At 63.6% G+C, this 18,626-nt stretch carries 17 protein-coding genes and 1 pseudogene; 13 read left to right on the top strand and 5 right to left on the bottom strand.

Annotated elements, in window-relative coordinates:
* The 3 genes and pseudogenes from VMA74_RS01450 to VMA74_RS01440 all read left to right on the top strand — a co-directional run.
* Positions 1–605 (top strand): annotated as a pseudogene (locus VMA74_RS01450) (carbohydrate-binding protein); the annotation flags it as partial.
* Between the two features lie 251 nt (positions 606–856).
* Entirely contained in the window at positions 857–2,449 is a 1,593-nt protein-coding gene (locus VMA74_RS01445) for a carbohydrate-binding protein (protein WP_325364090.1), read from the top strand.
* Positions 2,450–2,633: 184 nt separating this feature from the next.
* Complete coding sequence (locus VMA74_RS01440) at positions 2,634–3,476, top strand: DUF3014 domain-containing protein (RefSeq protein ID WP_325364088.1); 843 nt, start codon at positions 2,634–2,636, stop codon at positions 3,474–3,476.
* A gap of 84 nt (positions 3,477–3,560) precedes the next feature.
* Here the strand turns inward: VMA74_RS01440 and VMA74_RS01435 are convergent, their stop codons facing one another.
* On the bottom strand, positions 3,561–4,721 hold the full coding sequence (locus VMA74_RS01435) for a hypothetical protein (RefSeq protein WP_325364086.1): 1,161 nt from the start codon (positions 4,719–4,721) through the stop codon (positions 3,561–3,563).
* 219 nt (positions 4,722–4,940) lie between these two features.
* Here VMA74_RS01435 and VMA74_RS01430 point away from each other — a divergent pair, with 219 nt between their 5' ends.
* Positions 4,941–5,438 carry a DinB family protein gene (locus VMA74_RS01430; RefSeq protein WP_325364084.1) on the top strand — a complete coding sequence of 166 codons (498 nt, stop codon included), beginning with the start codon at positions 4,941–4,943 and terminating at the stop codon, positions 5,436–5,438.
* A gap of 4 nt (positions 5,439–5,442) precedes the next feature.
* Here the strand turns inward: VMA74_RS01430 and VMA74_RS01425 are convergent, their stop codons facing one another.
* The gene (locus VMA74_RS01425) at positions 5,443–6,243 is read right to left on the bottom strand and encodes an SDR family oxidoreductase (RefSeq protein WP_325364082.1); all 801 of its coding nucleotides are present in this window, start codon (positions 6,241–6,243) and stop codon (positions 5,443–5,445) included.
* Between the two features lie 51 nt (positions 6,244–6,294).
* Here VMA74_RS01425 and thpR point away from each other — a divergent pair, with 51 nt between their 5' ends.
* A complete protein-coding gene (thpR, locus tag VMA74_RS01420) occupies positions 6,295–6,900 on the top strand; it encodes an RNA 2',3'-cyclic phosphodiesterase (RefSeq protein WP_325364080.1) in 606 nt (201 codons plus the stop codon).
* 88 nt (positions 6,901–6,988) lie between these two features.
* Positions 6,989–7,774 (top strand): methyltransferase, encoded by a 786-nt coding sequence (locus VMA74_RS01415; protein ID WP_325364078.1) that lies wholly within the window; start codon positions 6,989–6,991, stop codon positions 7,772–7,774.
* Positions 7,775–7,861: 87 nt separating this feature from the next.
* Here VMA74_RS01415 and VMA74_RS01410 read toward each other — a convergent pair whose 3' ends face one another.
* Positions 7,862–8,989, bottom strand: a complete 1,128-nt coding sequence (locus tag VMA74_RS01410; protein WP_325364076.1) for a glycoside hydrolase family 18 protein — start codon at positions 8,987–8,989, stop codon at positions 7,862–7,864.
* A gap of 63 nt (positions 8,990–9,052) precedes the next feature.
* Here VMA74_RS01410 and VMA74_RS01405 point away from each other — a divergent pair, with 63 nt between their 5' ends.
* A complete protein-coding gene (locus VMA74_RS01405) occupies positions 9,053–9,298 on the top strand; it encodes an oxidoreductase-like domain-containing protein (protein ID WP_414649537.1) in 246 nt (81 codons plus the stop codon).
* On the opposite strand, the gene VMA74_RS01400 is transcribed toward VMA74_RS01405, so the two are convergent.
* Positions 9,299–10,801, bottom strand: a complete 1,503-nt coding sequence (locus VMA74_RS01400) for a S10 family peptidase (protein WP_325364074.1) — start codon at positions 10,799–10,801, stop codon at positions 9,299–9,301.
* 319 nt (positions 10,802–11,120) lie between these two features.
* Here VMA74_RS01400 and VMA74_RS01395 point away from each other — a divergent pair, with 319 nt between their 5' ends.
* The 4 genes from VMA74_RS01395 (at position 11,121) to VMA74_RS01380 (ending at position 15,915) form a co-directional block, all read left to right on the top strand.
* A complete protein-coding gene (locus tag VMA74_RS01395) occupies positions 11,121–11,645 on the top strand; it encodes a hypothetical protein (protein ID WP_325364072.1) in 525 nt (174 codons plus the stop codon).
* A gap of 120 nt (positions 11,646–11,765) precedes the next feature.
* A complete protein-coding gene (locus VMA74_RS01390) occupies positions 11,766–13,763 on the top strand; it encodes an OPT family oligopeptide transporter (RefSeq protein WP_325364070.1) in 1,998 nt (665 codons plus the stop codon).
* 383 nt (positions 13,764–14,146) lie between these two features.
* Positions 14,147–15,208, top strand: a complete 1,062-nt coding sequence (locus VMA74_RS01385; RefSeq protein ID WP_325364094.1) for a class I SAM-dependent methyltransferase — start codon at positions 14,147–14,149, stop codon at positions 15,206–15,208.
* Entirely contained in the window at positions 15,205–15,915 is a 711-nt protein-coding gene (locus tag VMA74_RS01380) for a pseudouridine synthase (protein WP_325364068.1), read from the top strand. The genes VMA74_RS01385 and VMA74_RS01380 overlap by 4 nt, the downstream gene beginning before the upstream one ends.
* 181 nt (positions 15,916–16,096) lie before the next feature.
* On the opposite strand, the gene VMA74_RS01375 is transcribed toward VMA74_RS01380, so the two are convergent.
* Positions 16,097–16,297, bottom strand: a complete 201-nt coding sequence (locus VMA74_RS01375; RefSeq protein ID WP_325364066.1) for a hypothetical protein — start codon at positions 16,295–16,297, stop codon at positions 16,097–16,099.
* 154 nt (positions 16,298–16,451) lie between these two features.
* On the opposite strand from VMA74_RS01375, the gene VMA74_RS01370 reads away from it, so the two are divergent.
* Positions 16,452–18,011 carry a protein adenylyltransferase SelO gene (locus tag VMA74_RS01370; RefSeq protein ID WP_325364092.1) on the top strand — a complete coding sequence of 520 codons (1,560 nt, stop codon included), beginning with the start codon at positions 16,452–16,454 and terminating at the stop codon, positions 18,009–18,011.
* A 265-nt stretch (positions 18,012–18,276) separates the two neighbouring features.
* Positions 18,277–18,615 (top strand): hypothetical protein, encoded by a 339-nt coding sequence (locus VMA74_RS01365; protein ID WP_325364064.1) that lies wholly within the window; start codon positions 18,277–18,279, stop codon positions 18,613–18,615.
* Positions 18,616–18,626: the final 11 nt, after the last annotated feature.

The raw sequence follows: 18,626 nt of genomic DNA, 5'->3' as shown, positions 1-18,626 counted from the left end.
CGCACATGATCGGCGTGGACTTCGATATCGAAGGCGGCCAGACACAGGCCGATATCCAGCAACTGGTGGCGGACGTGGCGGCCGCGCAATCGCAGTATCCGAACCTGCGCTTCTCCTTCACCGTGGCCACGCTGGGCGCGTCGGATGGCAGCTACGGCAGCGTCAATCAGCTGGGGCAATGGGTGATCCAGGCGATCCAGGCGTCCAGCCCGGCGCTCAACCACTACACCGTCAACCTGATGACGATGGATTACGGCGGCACCAGTGCAGCCAACTGCGTGGTGGTGAGCGGTGCATGCGAAATGGGGCAATCCGCGATCCAGGCGGCAACCAATGTCGAGCACACCTACGGTATTCCGGCCAGCCATATCGAACTGACGCCGATGATCGGGCAGAACGATTCGCAAGGCGAAATCACCACGCTGGCGGATATCGACACCATCACCAACTACGCCACGGCCAACGGCCTGGCCGGCGTGCACTTCTGGTCGCTGGATCGTGATACGCCGTGTGCGGCGGGCTCGGCTTCGTCCACATGCAATTCGTATCCCAGTGTGGGGGCGCTGGGGTACACCAACGAGGTCCTGAAGGATCTCGGTAAATAACCAGCAGGGATATCAAGGGGGAATCCTGCAGCAGTCCGGCACACGTGCCGGACTGCTGCCATCGCAATGGCGCGGACGCGGATTGGCGGCTGCACGCGCGTCGACGTTGAGTCATCGCAAAATCATTTCAACGCAACATCGGTGCATGGATGCGTGACGGCGTGCGCTCCCGCCTGGCCGCCCGGAATGCGGCCATCACCACGCCGCTATTTCTCACCTGTAACGGTTCATCCAATTGTGGAGACAGTCCCATGCAAGTGAAGAGATCAACGAAGTGGTCCACCCTGACATTGAGTTCGCTAGGTACCGCCATCTGCGCGGCACTTTCCACCACCGTGCTGACGGTGGCGCCCGTGCAAGCTGTGCATGCGCAATCCACCTGCGCAGCGGCGTGGGTGTCGACCAATGTTTACGTCGCCGGCAACGAGGCCAGCGAGAACGGCGTCAACTACGTCGCCAATTACTGGACGCAGGGCAATAATCCGGCGACCAGCAACGGCGGCGCCGGCAGCGGCCAACCGTGGACGTCGCAAGGCTCATGCGGTGGTTCGCCGACACCCACGCCGACGCCATCGGGCTGCGATCCGGCCTGGAATGCGTCCACCGCTTACAACGGCGGCGCGGAGGTCAGCGAGAACAGCATCAACTACAAGGCGAACTTCTGGACCCAAGGCAACGATCCGGCCACCAACAATGGCGCCGCCGGCAGTGGTGCACCGTGGACATCGCTGGGCGCATGCAGCGGTTCGCCGACGCCAACTCCCACGCCGACTCCGACTCCGACTCCGACTCCCACACCAACGCCGACGCCGACGCCGACACCAACTCCCACGCCTACCCCAACTCCCACGCCTACCCCAACTCCTACACCAACACCCAGCGGCTTCGTGTTCAGTCCGTACAAGGACATGAGCATCAACATGAACTGGAATACCTACGCCATGTCGACGCAGGTGACCGGTACGCTGATTCCGGTCGTGGGCAGCGGCGGTTTGTATGAAACCCAGGTGCCGCAGTTGCCTGCCATTTCCATTGCGTTCGCCAGTGGTGAATGCGGCAGCGAAAGCTGGGCCGGCGTGACGCCGTCGGAATTCATCTCCGCCAACATTACGCCAGGCGCGGCGAACTCGCTCGCCAGTGCGGGGTTGGACTACATCATCTCTACCGGTGGTGCCGATGGCGTGTTTACGTGCGGATCGCCATCCGCGTTCGAAAGCTTCATCGCCAAGTACTACACGGCGCAGATGATCGGCGTGGATTTCGATATCGAGGGCGGGCAGTCGCAAGCGGAAATCCAGCAACTGGTGGCAGATGTCGCCGCTGCGCAATCGCAGTATCCGAACCTGCGCTTCTCCTTCACCCTGGCTACGCTGGGCTCGTCGGATGGCAGCTACGGCGGCGTGAACCAGTTGGGGCAGTGGGTGATCCAGGCGATCCAGTCGTCCAGTCCGGCGATCAACCACTACACCATCAACCTGATGACGATGGATTACGGCAGCGCCATCCCATCCAACTGCGTGGTGGTGAACGGTGCGTGCGAGATGGGGCAATCGGCGGTGCAGGCGGTGGTGAACCTGGAGCACACCTATGGCATCCCGGCCAGCCACATCGAGTTGACACCGATGATCGGGCAGAACGATGCCGCGGGCGAAATCACCACGCTGGCGGATATCGACACCATCACCAACTACGCCACGGCCAACGGCCTGGCCGGCGTGCACTTCTGGTCGCTGGATCGCGACACGCCGTGCGCAGCGGGTTCGGCATCACCCACCTGCAACTCGTATCCGAGCGTGGGCACGCTGGGCTATACCAAAGAGATCCTCAAGGACATCGGCAAGTAGCAGAACAGGGAGTGTGTGCTGGCCGGGAGGCATGCCTGGCCAGCACTCAAGGGGCGAGGACGGGCCACCGGTACGCAAGTGCCGGTGGCCTTTTTAATGATCGGTACACATGAAGCTTGCGTACCGAACAAACCGGCGGCATGCCTGTCACAATGGATACTCCCTCTGTGAAACAGGCAATCTCGTGAATCGTAGAGCCCCCAGACAGACTTCATACGGCGGCTGGATCGCGGCCATCATCGTGGTGCTTGCCGTGGTGGTGGCAGGCGTGTACCTGGTGCAGCGAGCCATGCATCCGGCTGCGGCGTCGGCACCTGCGCCGAGTTCATCCCCTGCGCAAGCGAGTCCGCAACCGGCAAGCGCCGCATCGACGATCCAGCATCCCATTGCGCAAGCCAATGCCGGGCCGGCGCCGGCATCCACGGCATCCTTGCCGGCCTTGGCCGATAGCGACGCCAGTGTGCGCGAAGCATTGCAGGGCATGGTCCATGGCGGCGATCTTGGCGCGCTGCTGCAAAGCCAGATCATTTCACGCGTGGTGGCGACGGTGGATGCGCTGCCGCGCCAGGGCATAGGCAACACCAACATTCTTCCCTTGCGCACGCCAGGCGGCACGCTGCTGACGGAGCATGCCAATGGCGCCACCGTCATCGCCGCGCGCAATACCGAGCGCTACGCGCCTTACATGACGGTGTTGAACGATGTCGACCCACATGCACTGGTTGCCTGGTACAAGCACAACTATCCGCTGTTCCAGCAAGCCTATCGCGAGCTGGGCTATCCGCACGGTTATTTCAACGATCGCCTGATCGTGGCGATTGACGACATGCTGGCTGCGCCGGACGTGCATGCCCCGGTTGCGGTGGTGCGCGCCGGCCCGCATTACCATTTCGTCGATCCGCAGCTGCAATCGCTGTCGAACGGCCAGAAGCTGATGATGCGGCTGGGGCCGGCGGACGAGGAGCAATTCAAGGCGAAGTTGCGCATGATTCGCACGCTGCTGGCGGGAGGGCAGGTGGCGCATTAGTCGCAGCGAGTGTGTGGCTTCCCGCATCTACGAAAAAGGCCCGCAAAGTGCGGGCCTTTTTCGTGACTTTGAAGCCTGTCGTCCTCATCCGTGATGCGGCTGCCGACCGCCGCCGCCACGCGCCGCCGGCGCAGCGTGATACGCGTGAATTTGCGGCGCCGGCGCGCGGTATTGCGGGTGATAGGCCGGCGCCGCACGATAGACCGGCGCCGGATGGTAAACCGTGGCAGGTCCGCGATAGCCGTTCATGGCAGGCCGGAATGCATGGTTCACGGGCGTGGCAGCGGTCACGTTGCCTGGTCGATAGAGATGGCTATAGCTGCCGCTCGGACGCGCCAAGTTCGGCCTGGCCGGTGTATACGCGTGCGGCGCAAAGTTGGCTGAACGTAAGGCCACGCCGCTGCGCGGCTGCATCGCCTGTGGCGCATGCATCACGTTGTTGTCCACCCGCTGCGTATTGAACGCGGCAGGCGTAAAGCGACTGCCGTGCGCAGGCATCACGCCGCCGCCGTTGAAGGCGCCAGGACGCTGGGTGGCGGCGATCGGCGGATTGCCGTGGTTGAACGAGGCGCGCATCGCCGGATCATGGCTGGCCAGTGCCATCTGCTGCCGCTGTGCAGCGATCGGCCCCATGCGCGACTCGCGGGCATAAGCCATTTGACCAGGCGTTGCATGCGCGATGATGCCGCCGCGGCCGCCGTTGTAGCTGACGCGGTTGCCATGGTCGATCACGCTCCGGTTGTAGACGTTGGTGATATTCACGTTGTCGATGTGGTTGACGGCGCGGTTGTAATAGAAGCCGCGGCGGCCCCAATAACCGCCGTCATAACCATTACCGTTATAGCCGAAGCCATAATGGATGCCGCCGTAGAAGCCGACGTGATAACCCCAGTAACCGGGATGGAAGGCGTAGAAGCCGTCGTCCCAGCCCCAGTAGGCAGGTGTCCACAGCGCGCCATAGAACGGTGCGATCACCCAGGTGCCGGGCACCCAGTAATACTCGGCGCCATCCCACGCCCAGTAGCCGGGCGTCCAGATGTAGCCAGGGCCAGGAATCGGCGGCTGCTCGTAGATGGGCAACGGTGGTGGCGGTACGCCTACGGAAACACCAACGCCGATGAACACGCCGGCATCCGCTTTCTGTGGCAGTGCGGCGAGTGCGGCTACGGCACCAAGCAGACCTGCCAGCGCGCGCACGAGCATGCGCTTCGTGGAGAGGTGCTGCGTGAGGCTGATGGCTTTCATGGTGTTTCCTCCTCGGTTGCACCCTACTAGAGAAAACGCGGCAAAGATCGTTACGTTGCCTTCACGGCACGTGACAAGTTCGTGGCGGTTCAGCAGCATGGGCCTGCATGCCAGGCGCGCGTGGCGCGCAACGCTTGGTGCGGCGTATGGTTGGCGATTTCCGAATCGCTGCTAAATGGAAGCGTGAGTATTTGGTTCAACCCCGATCAAGGACAACACATGCCGCAACACCATCTCCAGATGCTCACCCGCTATCGCGCCTGGGCCGATCGTTTGCTGTTCCAGGCGCTGGCAAGCCTGCCCGAAGCATCGTTGACCGCGCCGCAGCCGATCGTGTTCGGCAACCTGCTGCGCACGCTGAACCACGGCCATTGCATGGACCAGGTATGGGCCGCGCATCTGCAAGGCGTGCCGCACGGTTTCACCAGCCGCAATCCAGAGGCGTGCCCGGCCTTCGATGTGCTGCGCGCCGCCCAGGCGGATATCGACGACTGGTATGTGCGGTACGCCGATACCCTCGACGCACAGGCGTGCGAGGAGAGCGTGCGGTTCACTTTCATTGGCGGCGGCGAAGGCGAGATGCGCCGCGGCGACATCCTGCTGCATGTGATCAATCATGCGACGTACCACCGCGGGCACGTGGCGATGATGATGTACGGCATGTCGGTGCCGCCGCCGACCACCGATCTGCCGGTGTTTCTGCGCGAAGCAGGCTAAGCGGTTACGCGTATTGCATCTTGACCGTCATGCCGCCATCGGCCACGAACTGCTGGCCGGTGACGAAGCGCGACGCATCGCTGAGCAGATAAACGGCAAGCGCGCCGATGTCTTCTGGCGTGCCGACGCGTCCGGCCGGATGCTGCGCATGATCCTGCTTGCTCAGCTTGGGCGCATGACGCTCTCCCGGTTTCTTCCAGGCATCGGTGGCGATCCAGCCTGGCAGGATCGCGTTCACGCGCACCTGCGGCCCTGCGCTCACCGCCATCGCGTGGGTAAGCGCAACCAGGCCGCCCTTGGCGGCCGCGTAGGCTTCGGTATCCGGCTCGGACTGCAGCGCGCGCGTGGAAGCGATGTGAATAATCGCGCCGCCCACGCTCTTCAACGCTGGCAAGGCATGCTTGCTACACAGAAAGGCGCCGGTGAGATGGACGGCGAGGTAGCGGTTCCAGGTTGCCAGCGACAGCGCGTGCAGCGGCCCTTGATGCGGGTTGGCGATGCCGGCGTTGTTGACCAGGCCGTGGATGTGGCCAAAGCGCTCCAGCGCGGCTTTCACCCAGTTGCGCACGCTCGTTTCGCGCGCGACGTCGAGTTGGCGGAAGGCGGCGCGGTCGCCCGCCTGCCATTCCTGCAGACAGGCTTTGCCGGCTTCCGCGTCGAGGTCGCCGATCATCACGGCGCCGCCCGCGCCGAGCACGGCCTGCGCAATGCCGCGGCCGATACCTTGCGCGCCGCCGGTAATCAACACGACGCGATCGCGCAGCGGTTGCGGATCGTAAGCGGCGATGGCGGGTGCTTTTGGCATGCGGATTATCCTAATGCATGCATGTGTGATGAGATGCGCTAGGCTTTGCGCATGAGCAAGACTGATCCCTCCGCGGCGCAAGCCGACCTCTTCGATTCACCCACTGCTGCACGCGCCGAAACGCATCGTCTGTTTTTTGCCTTGATGCCGGATGCCGCGATTCGGCATGCCATCGAACAGGCCGCGGCAGCGGTGCAACAACAGCATCCCGCGTTGCGGGCGCGCTGGGTGAGGCCCGAACGCTTCCACGCCACCTTGAATTTTCTCGGCGACTTCCCGGCCGTGCCGGACCAGGTGCTGGAGAAAGCGCTGGCGGCTGCCAACACCATGCATGCGCAAACGTTTGCCTGGACGCTGGACTACGCCGCCAGCTTCCGCGGCCACGAGCCGCCTTGCGTGTTGCGTGGATCGCAAACGCCGACCGAGCTACTCGCGCTATGGCGGAATCTGCAGGCAGCGCTGGTCGCGACAGGTTTGCGGCTGCGCGACGAACGCCAGTTCACCCCGCATGTCACCCTGGCCTACGCCCGGCAGGAACTGCCCCAGGCCACGCCGGTGCCACCCATCGTCTGGCATGTAGACCGGTTCGTGCTGATCCACAACGTGGTGGGGAAGGGCAGCTATCAGATCCTGGGGCATTGGGTGCTGTCCGGTTAGCGTTGTTTGGATGGGCCACAAGTCACTGGCTGCATTCGCGCGCGGGAGCGCACAATCCGGAGGCTACCCAACCCCTCAGGAGATCGTCATGCGTTCGATATCCGCCGTACTGGTTGCAGCATTGGCTGTGCCCGCGGCAACCCTGTTGGCACAGACACCGCAGGCGAATCACATGCATGCCCTGCGATACGTACCACCCTATGTCCAAGCGGCGGTCGCCGATTCCGCGCGTGGTAACGATGCCAGCAACGATGCGCGCCGCAAGATCACCGATGTGATGGTCTTCAGCGAAGTGAAGCCGGGTGAGAAGGTGCTGGAACTGATCCCCGGCAGCGGCTATTTCACACGCGTGTTCAGCGATATCGTGGGTGCGAAAGGCCATGTCTATGCGCTATGGCCCGATGAGTACCTGAAGGTCGACGGCGATGAATTCGCTCCGTTCCAGAAGCTGGTGGCCGATCCGCATTATTCGAACGTAAGCGTGCTCAAGCAGCCGGCAGCGCAGCTGAGCGTGCCGGAACCGGTGGATATCGTATTCACCTCGCAGAACTATCACGATTATCCGGACAAATTCATGGGCAAGGTCGATCCGGTGGCGTTCGACAAGCAGGTTTACAACGCGCTGAAGCCGGGCGGCCTGTTTATCGTGATCGACCATGTGGCGCCGGCAGGGTCAGGCATGGCGGATACGGATACCCTGCATCGCATCGATCCGGCGATCGTGAAGAAGCAGGTGGAGTCGGTGGGATTTGTGTATGCGGGCGAAAGCAATGCGTTGCGCAATCCGAACGATCCGCACACGCTCAAGGTGTTCGACAAGTCGATCCGGGGGCATACGGATCAGTTCATGTATCGGTTTCGTAAGCCGGGTTGATATTGACTTTAGGGCACTTCTATAAGTTGCCGTGATGCGCTCCCGCCCCTACTACACGTAGGGGCGGGAGCAGATGATGCAACGCGATCAGTTACCCAACCCCTTCCACATCACATCCAGCAATTCATCGGTGGGATCGGTGGTCTGTTCCCAATACATGATGCCGCCCAGGTGTTCCGCCTTGACGTAGGCCGCTTTCGCCGCGATCGACTGCGGATCGTCGTAGGTGATGAAGCTGTGCGTCTTGGCGTTCCATAGCCAAGGTGCCTGTGCAACGGCATCCCAGTGGCGCACGTAGCCCTGCTTGTTGATGAAGTGCTGCTTCAACACCGGCCACGGCAGCATCGCCTGGAAGTGACCATAGGTTTGATACAGGCCGTCGTGATCGGGTTTCACCTCGGCGAATTCGCGGCCATACATCGCCGCCCCGATCAACAGCTTCTGCCTCGGCACACCGGCGGCGAGAAACTGTTGCACGGCGCGGTCGGTGGTACGGCCGTCACCCTTGATCAGCGGCGAAGCATGCAGGCCGGTGTGATGCCCGGTGGTGGGTGTATTGGCATTGACGAAGTCGTAGGTCATCAGGTTGAACCAATCCAGCAAGGGATTGATCGCCGGAATGTCGACGCCGCTGACGAAGGGGCCATCGGCAATCGCCACGCTCAGCGTGTAGTGCTTGCCGTCCTTGCTGCCGGCGCGATCGAGGCTGGTGCGAATCGCCTTGAGCAGCAGGGTGAAGTTGGTCTTGTCGGCGGGGCTGGAACGGATGCCTGATTCGTGATGGCCGGGATATTCCCAATCGACGTCGAGGCCATCGGCATGCTGCGCGGAAAGCATCTGCGCGGCGCTGTCGGCGAACAGCTGGCGGCCCGCGGCGCTGCTGGCGGCTTCGGAAAAGCCGCCTACGCTCCAGCCGCCGACCGACACGTCCACCTTCAGCTTCGGATTATCCGCCTTGAGTGCAAGCAGCTTCTGCAGCGTTGCCGCGTGCGTGTCGTCGAGCAGCACGCGGCCGTCCTTGAGTTGCGCGAACGCGAAGATCAGCGTGTCGATCTTGCCGACGTCCTTGGTCTGTGCCGGATCCCAGCCGGTGGCGTAGCCGACGATACGATACGGCGGCGAAGCGTCTGCCGCGGCCATGCCGCTTACCGCACACAGCAGCGGCAACAGCAGGGCGGCCATCCATCGGCCTGGACGAAGCGGAACGGTGGGCATCAGGGCACTCCTGTTGAAAATGGATGGTTCGCGACCAAGCTTGACGCACGGCGGCGGGCTACCATGGTGATGATGTCTGATTTTCGCCTGCGCATGAACGACGCCGCTTCTTCCAACGAAAACCTGCTACGCGATGATCCGCCGCCGCGCCCGCCGGTGGAGCCGGATGCCGGCGACTGCTGCGGCAACGGCTGCGATCCGTGCATCTTCGACCTGTATGAGGAAGCGCGGCAGCACTATCGCGAAGCGCTGGCGGCGTGGCGCGAGCGTCATCCGGGCGTGGACCCGGCAACGCTCGCGCCGCGCTGATCAGCGCGCGCCATACAGCGTCTTGACGTCCTGCAGGAAGGCCGCCTGGCTGGCCGGCCGCGTATAGAACATGTGGCCGCCGGGATATTCCTTCACCTGCACGCGGGTGGGATCGCCCATGTCCGGCATCTGGTCCACGATCAGCACGGAGGCCATGAACGGGCAGGACAGGTCATCCCAGCCGTGCGCGATCAGCACGCGCAAGTTGGGATCGTTGGCCACCGCTTCGCGCAACTGGCTGACCGAGCCCTGGTTGGCGTCGTCGTCCTCGTGCCAGGCGCTGTTCACGGCATAGCTCAGCGCGTTGTAGCGGCCGTCGTATTTCCAGCCCACGGTCTGCGTGACGAAGTTGACCATCGCGGTGGTGGTCGGGGCGATGATGCCGTTGAGGATCGGGTCGCCGCCGACCTGGTGCGGCGCGTAGGGGAAGGGGTCCCATGCGGTGACGTTGGAATCGTAGCGGCTGCCGAGCTTGCCTTCGCTGCGGTACACCTCACGCAGATAGGCCTGCGTTTCCAGCCGTCCGCCGGAGCGCTTGACGAACACCGGATCGAGGCCGGTCAGTTCGGTCACCTTCTTGAGCATGGCATCGGTGGCAGCCGGATCGGTGCGCCCTTTCATCAAGGTGACGGCGTATTCGCCGCGCGTGTAGTCGATGATCGGTGCCATCGCTGCGGCCGTCAGCTGGTACTCGCGTTCCAGATGCGCGGCGGCAATGGAGGGCAGCGTCAGCATCCAGGGCAGCGGTGACACGTTTTCGTTGTCGGAGGCCGCGGCATCCAGATAGGGCGACAGCAGCACCACACCGTTCATCGCCACGCCGAGCTGGGTCTGTAGGTATTCGGTGATGCGCGGGCCGCGGAAGCCGCCGTAGCTTTCGCCAACCAGGTATTTGCGCGATTCCATGCGGCCGTTCTTGACCAGCCAGTCGTAGATGATGCGCGACAGGTACTTGATGTCGTTGTCGGTGCTGTAGAACTGCTTGACGGCCTTGTCCTTGGGCACCAGCGCACGGCTGTAGCCGGTGCCGACCGGATCGATGAAGACCAGGTCGGTAAACCCGAGCCAGGTGCCGGGATTGTCATGCAGCACGGCCGGGTCGGAGGGGTTGTCCCCTTCCACGCCGAAGCTCACCCGCTTCGGGCCGATCGCGCCGAAATTGAGGTAGACCGACGAAGCGCCGGGGCCGCCGTTGAGCGCGAAGGTCACGGGGCGATCCTTGCCGGGTATCGTGTACGCCGTAAACACCACTTCACCGGTGATCGTGCCTTGCTCGTCGCGCACCGGCAGCTTGCCGACGGTGACGGTGTAATGCAGCGTGCGCCCGTCGACCTTGGCCGACTGGCTGACATGCGCATCGGCCGGCAACGGCGGCAAATGCAGGGTGTCGGCGCTGGCACTGTCCTGCGTGGATGCGGGTTTGGGATCGTTCTTGGCGTGGATGAATGGTGCCGCGGTAACGAGCAATGCGGCGAACAGGGTGGAAGGCAAGGTCTTGCGCACGGGGGTTCCTTCAATTCGGACAAATCAACCCGGCAAGACTAACCAAGCATGCGGCCGCGGCATTGTGCCCAAAGGCATAGATGGGGCTACGAGCCTGTCGGACTTGAATTGGCCGAGGCGAAAATGCGACTGCGCGAGGACAGATGTTCGGCGATGCGCCGGCCCATAGTGGTTCTGTGGGTCAAGCATGGACGGAGATATGGACCGCGCAGGCGGATTTGCAGCCCGGCCAATTCAAGTCCGACAGGCTCTTAGACATTGAAGCAGTTGCTGCGCTGCATTAAATTTGGCATTGATCTGGAGCAAACAGGGGTTACCGATGAAACGTTTTCTGGCGATCGCCGCGGCGACGGCGCTGCTTGCTGCCTGCGGCGGGCAGAACGTACATGAGCCCGCAGCGCTTGGCGGCCTGGTGAAACCAGGCACGGCGCCGTGGCTGACCGTGGCCGGCAGTGCGGACAAACTCGAAGTGCGCGGGCTCGATCACAAGCTCACGCTGGAGCCTTCGCCGGATCTGGCCGTCGCCATGCAATCGCAGCTTGGCGAACAACTGGATGCCAGCTACGTGCAGGATCTAGTGGTGACCTGCAACGGACTGACCTCCAGCCTGCGCGTCGACCAGGACAAGTCGCCCGGCAGCGTCGCGATGGAGTTGGGCCTGCATTGCTCGTTGTGGGCGCGTGGCTTCGAGGCAGCGCACGATTACAAGGCGCAGTCGTCCGCGTCGGTGGCCGGCGGCGTGGGCGATGCGGCGTATGCGCAGGCGCTGCCGAGCTTGCTGAGCGCAGGTGCCGCAGATATCGCCGCGCAGATCCGCGGGGACATCCGCAAAATTGCGCGCTGACCGCGTCGTGCAGGCTGGGGTTGTGGCCTGGCCTGCAGCGGTGGACACACTGCAGCGCGGCAACACCCCCCGAGCGATCCACGCTAATCTTGTTCGCTGGACACTTTGGGGAGACCACCCGTGAATGCAGTACCCGGACCCGGCGCGGAGCGCGCCGAACTCACCGTACGCGGCCTGATCATCGGCATCGTGATCACGCTGGTGTTCACGGCGGCCAATGTGTTCTTCGGCCTGAAGGCCGGCCTGACCTTCGCCACCTCGATTCCGGCAGCAGTGATCTCGATGGCGATCCTGCGCTCGATGAAGAACGCGACGATCCAGGAGAACAACATCGTGCAGACGGTCGCCTCCGCGGCCGGCACGCTCTCCTCGATCATCTTCGTGCTGCCGGGCTTGATCATTGTCGGCTGGTGGACCGGGTTTCCGTTCTGGGTGTCGTTCGGCGTTTGCGCCGCGGGCGGCATTCTCGGCGTGATGTACACCATCCCGCTGCGCCGCGCCCTGGTCACCGATTCCGACCTGCCGTACCCAGAGGGCGTGGCCTGTGCCGAAGTGCTCAAGGTGGGCTCCGGCGAAGTGGTGGAGGCGTCCGACTCGGCCTCGGTGGAAGGCGGCAGCGCGGGCCTGAAAGCCGTGGTGGTCGGCTCGATCGTCTCGGCGCTGTTCTACGTGGTGGTGCAGACCAAGCTGTTCGCTTCTGACCTTGCGCAGTACTTCCGCGTCGGTGACCGCGGCGCCACCAGCGGCTATGACTTCTCGCTCTCGTTCGCGCTGTTCGCAGTGGGCCACCTGGTGGGCCTGTGGGTGGGGCTGGCGATGCTGCTGGGTGCGATCATCAGCTGGGCTTGGGCGGTACCGCATTTCAGCCTGCTGCATCCGGCCGTTGGCGACGTGGCGGATGTCGCGCAGGGCATCTGGAGCAAATACGTGCGCTTCGTCGGCGCCGGCACCATCGGCGTGGCGGCGATCTGGACCTTGGCCAAACTGGCAAAGCCGGTGGTCAGCGGCCTCACCTCGGCGATGGCCGCCTCGCGCGTGCGCAAGGCCGGCAAGGGCGACACGCTGCCGTTGACCGAGCGTGACATGCCGATCGGCATCGTCGGCTTGATCGTGCTGCTCTGCATGATTCCGGTGGCGTATCTGCTGGGCCACTTCAGCGTGGTCAGCGGCCTGGGCTCGCATACCACGCTGCTGGTGATCGGCGGCGTGTTGTTCGTGTTGATCCTCAGTTTCCTGGTGTCGACGGTGTGCGGCTACATGGCGGGCCTGATCGGTTCGTCCAACAGTCCGCTTTCCGGCATCGGCATCCTGGTGGTGATCATTGCAGCGTTGCTGCTGGTGGCGGGCGTGAAGTCCGATCTTCCGGCCGACTCGGGCAAGGCGCTGGTGGCGTTTGCGCTGTTCATTACCTCGGTGGTATTTGCCGTCGCGGCGATCGCCAACAACAACCTGCAGGATCTGAAGACCGGCCAGCTGGTGCACGCCACGCCGTGGCGCCAGCAGGTGGCGCTGGTGATCGGCGTGATCGCTGGCGCGGCCGTCATTCCGCCGGTGCTCGGGCTGCTCAACGAGGCTTACGGATTTCTCGGCGCGCCGGGCGTGAATCCCGCGCACGCGCTGCCGGCGCCGCAGGCCGGCTTGATCTCCGCGCTCGCGCAGGGCGTAATCCAGAACAACATCGACTGGAGCCTGATCGGCCTCGGTGCAGCCATCGGTGTCGGTCTCATCGTGCTGGATGCGATCCTTGCCGGCACCACCAAGTCCGTGCGCCTGCCGCCGCTGGCGGTGGGCCTGGGCATGTACCTGCCGACCTCCACCACCTTGATGATCGTGGTCGGCGCCGTCGTCGGCTGGTATTTCGACCGGCGCGCCGATCGCACGCCGAAGGCGGAAGCCACCAAGCAGCTTGGTGTGTTGCTGGCTTCCGGCCTGATCGTGGGCGAAAGCATCATCGGCGTGCTGGTGGCGGCCATCGTGGTGTTCTCCGGCAAGCCGACGCCGCTCGCGCTGGTCGGCAATAGCTTCGATGATGCATCGGTGTGGATCGGCAGCATCGCGTTCGTGGCGGTGACGTTTGCGATGTACCGGTGGATTGCGCGCATGGGGCGCAATAGCTGACGCGTCGAGGCGCCGACCTGACCCCATCGCCGTCATTCCCGCGAAAGCGCATTGCTGTCCGGGGAAAAATTACCAACCTTCGCCGTAACGCTTAATACATCGTCGCCCCGGCCTTCGCCGGGGTGACGGATCGGTAGCGTGGAATTTATCGGGTGAAATGTGGACTTTCGATGCGTTGCAGATGCTTGTTTAGAGCAAGACGCATTTTTCCCGGACACCGGTGCGCGAAAGCGGGAATCCACTTGGCGTGATGCAAAGGCGGGAATGACAGGGAGACGTGGCTGGAATGAAATCCCAGCTTCACCATGCCAACGAAAGCCGCCTACCGTGTGTGCGCGCATTAAAATGCACGCCTCGTTGCCACCGGACACCTCCGCTTGACCATGCCCGGCTTCCAAGCCTCCGCGCCTGAAGCAGTGCTGGACGCGCTCTTCCTGCCGTTCTCCGATGGGCTGCTGCAGTTGCCTGCCGACGGCGCCGCACTGTTCCTGCGCGCACGCGACGGCTTCCGCCTGCGCGAACTGGCATCGCGAAACTGGTTGTGCGAGCAAAGCTTCAAGCCGTTTGCCGATGCCTTGACGCGCAGCGGCTTCCATGTCGGCGAAGCGCCTGCGGAAGCGCGCTTCAAGCAGGTGTTGGTGTTGCCGCCACGCCAGCGCGAGGAAGCGCGCGCCTGGTTCGCCAAGGCGGCGCGCTACGCGAGCGGTGGCGGCGTGGTGGTGGCGTGCGTGCCGAATGCGGAGGGCGCGAAATCGGCGCAGGCCGATCTTGCAGCGTTGCTTGGCACGGTGAGTCACCTGTCCAAACACAAGTGCCGCGTGTTTTGGGGCGTGTCGGATGCTTCCTGCGATCAGGCGCTGCTGGAGGCGTGGCTCGAGCTGGATCGTCCACGCCCCAATGCCGCCGGTTACATCAGCCGGCCCGGCCTGTTCGCCTGGGACCGCGTGGATGCCGCGTCGGCCTTGCTGGCGGAACACTTGCCGCAGGATCTGCATGGCCGCGTCGCCGACTTCGGCGCAGGCTACGGTTATCTCGCTGCACAGATCATCGCGCGCTGTCCCAAGGTCACCGCGTTGGATCTCTACGAAGCCGAAGCGCGCGCCCTGGAGCCTGCGCGGCTCAACGTCGAGCAGGCCCTGCGCGAGCAGGCGCGCGAGCTTGCGTTTGAGTTGCACTGGCACGATGTCACGCAAGGCGTGGTGCGGCGCTACGATGCCGTAGTGTGCAATCCGCCGTTCCACCAGGGCAGGGCGGATTTACCGGACCTGGGCCGCGCCTTCATTACGCAGGCAGCGCATGCGCTGCTGCCGCACGGACGTCTGTGGTTGGTGGCCAACCGCCACCTGCCGTACGAAGCCACGCTTACCGCGCATTTCGAGCAAGTGCGCAGCGTGGCCATGCAGGAGGGTTTCAAAGTGATCGAAGCAAGCGAGGTACGTGGATGAGGCTGGTCAAGCTGATCGCCAATCTCGGCTATGGCAGCCGCAAGGATGTCGCATGGATGTTCCGCGAAGGACGCGTCACCAGTCCCGAGGGTGACGTGCTGTACGCGGATGACAAGGTGGAGCACGCGCAGATCCACATCGACGGCGAACCGCTCGATCCGCCCGCCGGCATCGCGCTGATCATGCACAAGCCGCTGGGCGTGACCTGTTCGCGCAAGGATCCCGGCCGCGTGGTGTACGACCTGCTGCCACCGCGCTATCGCCTCCGCAGCCCCGCGCTATCCACCGTCGGCCGGCTGGATCGCGATACCTCCGGCTTGTTGCTGTTCACCGACGACGGCGCACTGCTGCACCGGATCATTTCACCGCGCGCGAACATCACCAAGGTGTACGAAGCCACACTCGCGCAGGATTTGCGTGGCGATGAGCAAGCGCTGTTCGCCAGCGGCACGCTGATGCTGGAATCGGAAACCACGCCGCTGCTGCCGGCGAAGCTGGAGGTGCTGGCGCCGCGGCATGCGCGGCTGTGGATCACGGAGGGGCGCTATCACCAGGTGCGCCGGATGTTCGCCGCCACCGGCAACCACGTCGAAACCCTGCAGCGCACGGCGATCGGGCAGTTGCAACTGGATGGCTTGCCGGCGGGCGCGTGGCGTCAGCTCGACGCGAGCGAGATCGCGCGCATCTTCGAGCCGACGGCTGCCTAAGAGCCTGTTCAATATCTCCCCGCAACCCGCATAGCGCCTGAGTGGCCGCCATGCGGCAGCGCGTGGCTTGACCAGACAGCCAGTCTGGCGCTGCGCCCCGCGCTACCACCTGGCGACCACTCAGACACTATGCGAGCCACACTGAGACATTGAACAGGCTCTAAGCCACCGGGTTTCCCGTCTACGGTTTCATTTGCATCTGGCTGCGCGCCAGTTCGTCTTCGCGCCGCGAGCGGGCGTTGGATGTCCAGGACACCAGCTTCAATTCTGCAAGCGCGTCGTTGACAGCCTGTTTGTGCGTGTCCTGCGTGTGGTTTGAAAGCATCCCTGCTACCAGCTGCATTCCGCGTACGATGGCGGAACGAGCAAGAAGCATGTGCATATGGGTTAACTCCATCGGCTACCCCTGCGCAGCCGCGGCCAAACTGTACCAAGCTTTAACCGTGAATGTATAGCGTGCGTGAAGAACGTGCTGCCGCTCACTTTTTTGCTGCCTTGCATCAAGCTGGCTTCGCCCGAATATCGACTGCATGACACTGCCATCACTCCAATTCGATAACGTTTTCGTGCGTGATTTGCCGGGCGATCCAGACCAGGGTCGCGGCGCGCGCCAGGTTGCAGGTGCGCTGTATTCGCGCGTCGATCCGAGCCCCGTGCCGGCACCGCGCGTGATTGCCTGGTCGCCGGAGATGGCTGCGGAGCTGGGTCTCACCGACGCCGACATCGCCAGCCCGTTCTTCGCGCAGGTGTTCGGCGGCAACGGTGTGCTTGAAGGCATGCAACCGTGGGCGTCCAATTACGGCGGGCATCAGTTCGGCGTGTGGGCGGGGCAGCTCGGCGACGGGCGCGCCATTTCCCTGGGCGAAGCGGTGACGGCGCGCGGCCGGCGCTGGGAGCTGCAGCTGAAAGGCGCCGGCACCACGCCGTATTCGCGCGGTGCAGACGGACGCGCGGTACTGCGTTCGTCGATCCGTGAATTCCTGTGCAGCGAAGCCATGCATCATCTCGGCGTGCCCACCACGCGTGCGCTAAGCCTGGTGGCGACGGGCGAGATGGTCGAGCGCGATATGTTCTACGACGGCCATCCGCAGCACGAGCCCGGCGCGATCGTCTGCCGCGTGGCGCCGTCGTTCATCCGCTTCGGGCATTTCGAACTGCCCGCTTCGCGCGGCGAGACCGAGCTGTTGCGCCGACTGGTCGACTTCACCATCCGCCGCGATTTCCCGCATCTGCGCGGCAGCGGCGAAACGCTTTACGCCGACTGGTTCGCCGACATCTGCGCGCGCACCGCCAGCATGATCGCCCATTGGATGCGCGTAGGTTTCGTGCATGGCGTGATGAACACCGACAACATGTCGGTACTCGGGCTTACCATCGATTACGGTCCGTATGGCTGGATCGACGATTTCGATCCGGATTGGACGCCCAACACCACGGATGCCATGCGCCGCCGCTATCGCTTCGGCCAGCAGCCGAATGTGGCGTGGTGGAATCTCAGCCGTCTGGCGGCAGCCATTGCGCCGTTGTTTGGCGACGTCGCGCCGCTGCAGGCTGGGCTGGATCGCTATGTGGCCGAATACCACCAGCAGACGCGCCGCGACATCGCCGCCAAACTCGGCCTTGCCGAGTGCCGCGACGACGATGTCACGCGCATGGAAACGCTGCAGCAGTTGATGCAGCAGGCCGAAGTCGACATGACTTTGTTCTTCCGCGCCCTAAGCCGTGTCGATAGCCATGCACCGCAACTGGAACCATTGCGGCATGCGTTCTACGACGACGCGAAGCGTGCTGCGGCGGAAGCCGATTTTTTGCGCTGGCTTGACGATTACGCGGCGCGCGTGCGTGCGGATGCGTGGGCGCCGGAGCAACGGCTGCAGCGCATGAACGCAGCCAACCCTTGTTACGTGCTGCGCAATTATCTGGCGCAGGAAGCGATCGATCGTGCGACCGAGGGCGACGACACCGGCATCCAGACCCTGCTCGACGTGCTACGACATCCCTACGAGGAACAGCCGGGTCGCGAACACTTTGCGCAGAAGCGCCCAGAATGGGCGAAGCACCGCGCGGGTTGCTCGATGCTTTCCTGCAGTTCCTAAGCTTGCATTTCCATACTTGGCGTGACGCGCTCTGTGCCGGAGCTTGCGTACATATAAGGCCAGGAAGTCAGGCAGCGCGCGCACCACGCATCGACCACCCCTTACAGACATCTGCACGCTTACTTGCTACGTTCGCCTCGTCATCGACGCCGTCGTTCCTGGCGCAACGTCGATGACCCTTGCAGCAATGCTTGGAGAAGCGCGGATCGTGAGAGTTGGCGCTCCCACGACCCGCTGACCACAACCAACAGTAGGAGTGTTGATCATGGCTGTCATTGATCATACGGCACACGCACGCCTTCCGGTTCGCAACGAACCACTATCCCCACCCGACCCGTTCATCGACCGTCAGCCCTACCCGCTGAACCTTGGTCTGGAAAAGCTGGAAAGCTACGGCTCGAAACGCGCAGGCATCGCATTGGCTATCGGCGTCATCCGCGGCTTGCTGGCACGCAGCGAATCGGTCAAACGGCCATCTGCGCCCGACAAACCCGGCATGCTGGGCATCTGGCCACTCAACCCGGTGCACACAACAGGGTTGCACGTCGCCATTTACTTCCTGCAGCAACACGCCGATACGCTCGACCCTGAGCCGGGCGGATAAACCGTTCGCGT

Origin of the sequence: Dyella sp. (assembly GCF_035508675.1) — a bacterium.
GTDB lineage: Bacteria > Pseudomonadota > Gammaproteobacteria > Xanthomonadales > Rhodanobacteraceae > Dyella_B.
Note: the sequence above shows the minus strand (reverse complement) of the source record. Positions and strands in the feature narration are given on the sequence as shown.

Bases quoted from the DNA above. Each gene is read 5' to 3' on its own strand.
- VMA74_RS01445 (WP_325364090.1), top strand. From the start codon at position 857: ATGCAAGTGAAGAGATCAACGAAGTGGTCCACCCTGACATTGAGTTCG.
- VMA74_RS01435 (WP_325364086.1), bottom strand. From the start codon at position 4,721: ATGAAAGCCATCAGCCTCACGCAGCACCTCTCCACGAAGCGCATGCTC.
- VMA74_RS01430 (WP_325364084.1), top strand. From the start codon at position 4,941: ATGCCGCAACACCATCTCCAGATGCTCACCCGCTATCGCGCCTGGGCC.
- VMA74_RS01425 (WP_325364082.1), bottom strand. From the start codon at position 6,243: ATGCCAAAAGCACCCGCCATCGCCGCTTACGATCCGCAACCGCTGCGC.
- thpR (WP_325364080.1), top strand. From the start codon at position 6,295: ATGAGCAAGACTGATCCCTCCGCGGCGCAAGCCGACCTCTTCGATTCA.
- VMA74_RS01415 (WP_325364078.1), top strand. From the start codon at position 6,989: ATGCGTTCGATATCCGCCGTACTGGTTGCAGCATTGGCTGTGCCCGCG.
- VMA74_RS01410 (WP_325364076.1), bottom strand. From the start codon at position 8,989: ATGCCCACCGTTCCGCTTCGTCCAGGCCGATGGATGGCCGCCCTGCTG.
- VMA74_RS01405 (WP_414649537.1), top strand. From the start codon at position 9,053: ATGGTGATGATGTCTGATTTTCGCCTGCGCATGAACGACGCCGCTTCT.
- VMA74_RS01395 (WP_325364072.1), top strand. From the start codon at position 11,121: ATGAAACGTTTTCTGGCGATCGCCGCGGCGACGGCGCTGCTTGCTGCC.
- VMA74_RS01385 (WP_325364094.1), top strand. From the start codon at position 14,147: ATGCCCGGCTTCCAAGCCTCCGCGCCTGAAGCAGTGCTGGACGCGCTC.
- VMA74_RS01380 (WP_325364068.1), top strand. From the start codon at position 15,205: ATGAGGCTGGTCAAGCTGATCGCCAATCTCGGCTATGGCAGCCGCAAG.
- VMA74_RS01375 (WP_325364066.1), bottom strand. From the start codon at position 16,297: ATGCACATGCTTCTTGCTCGTTCCGCCATCGTACGCGGAATGCAGCTG.
- VMA74_RS01365 (WP_325364064.1), top strand. From the start codon at position 18,277: ATGGCTGTCATTGATCATACGGCACACGCACGCCTTCCGGTTCGCAAC.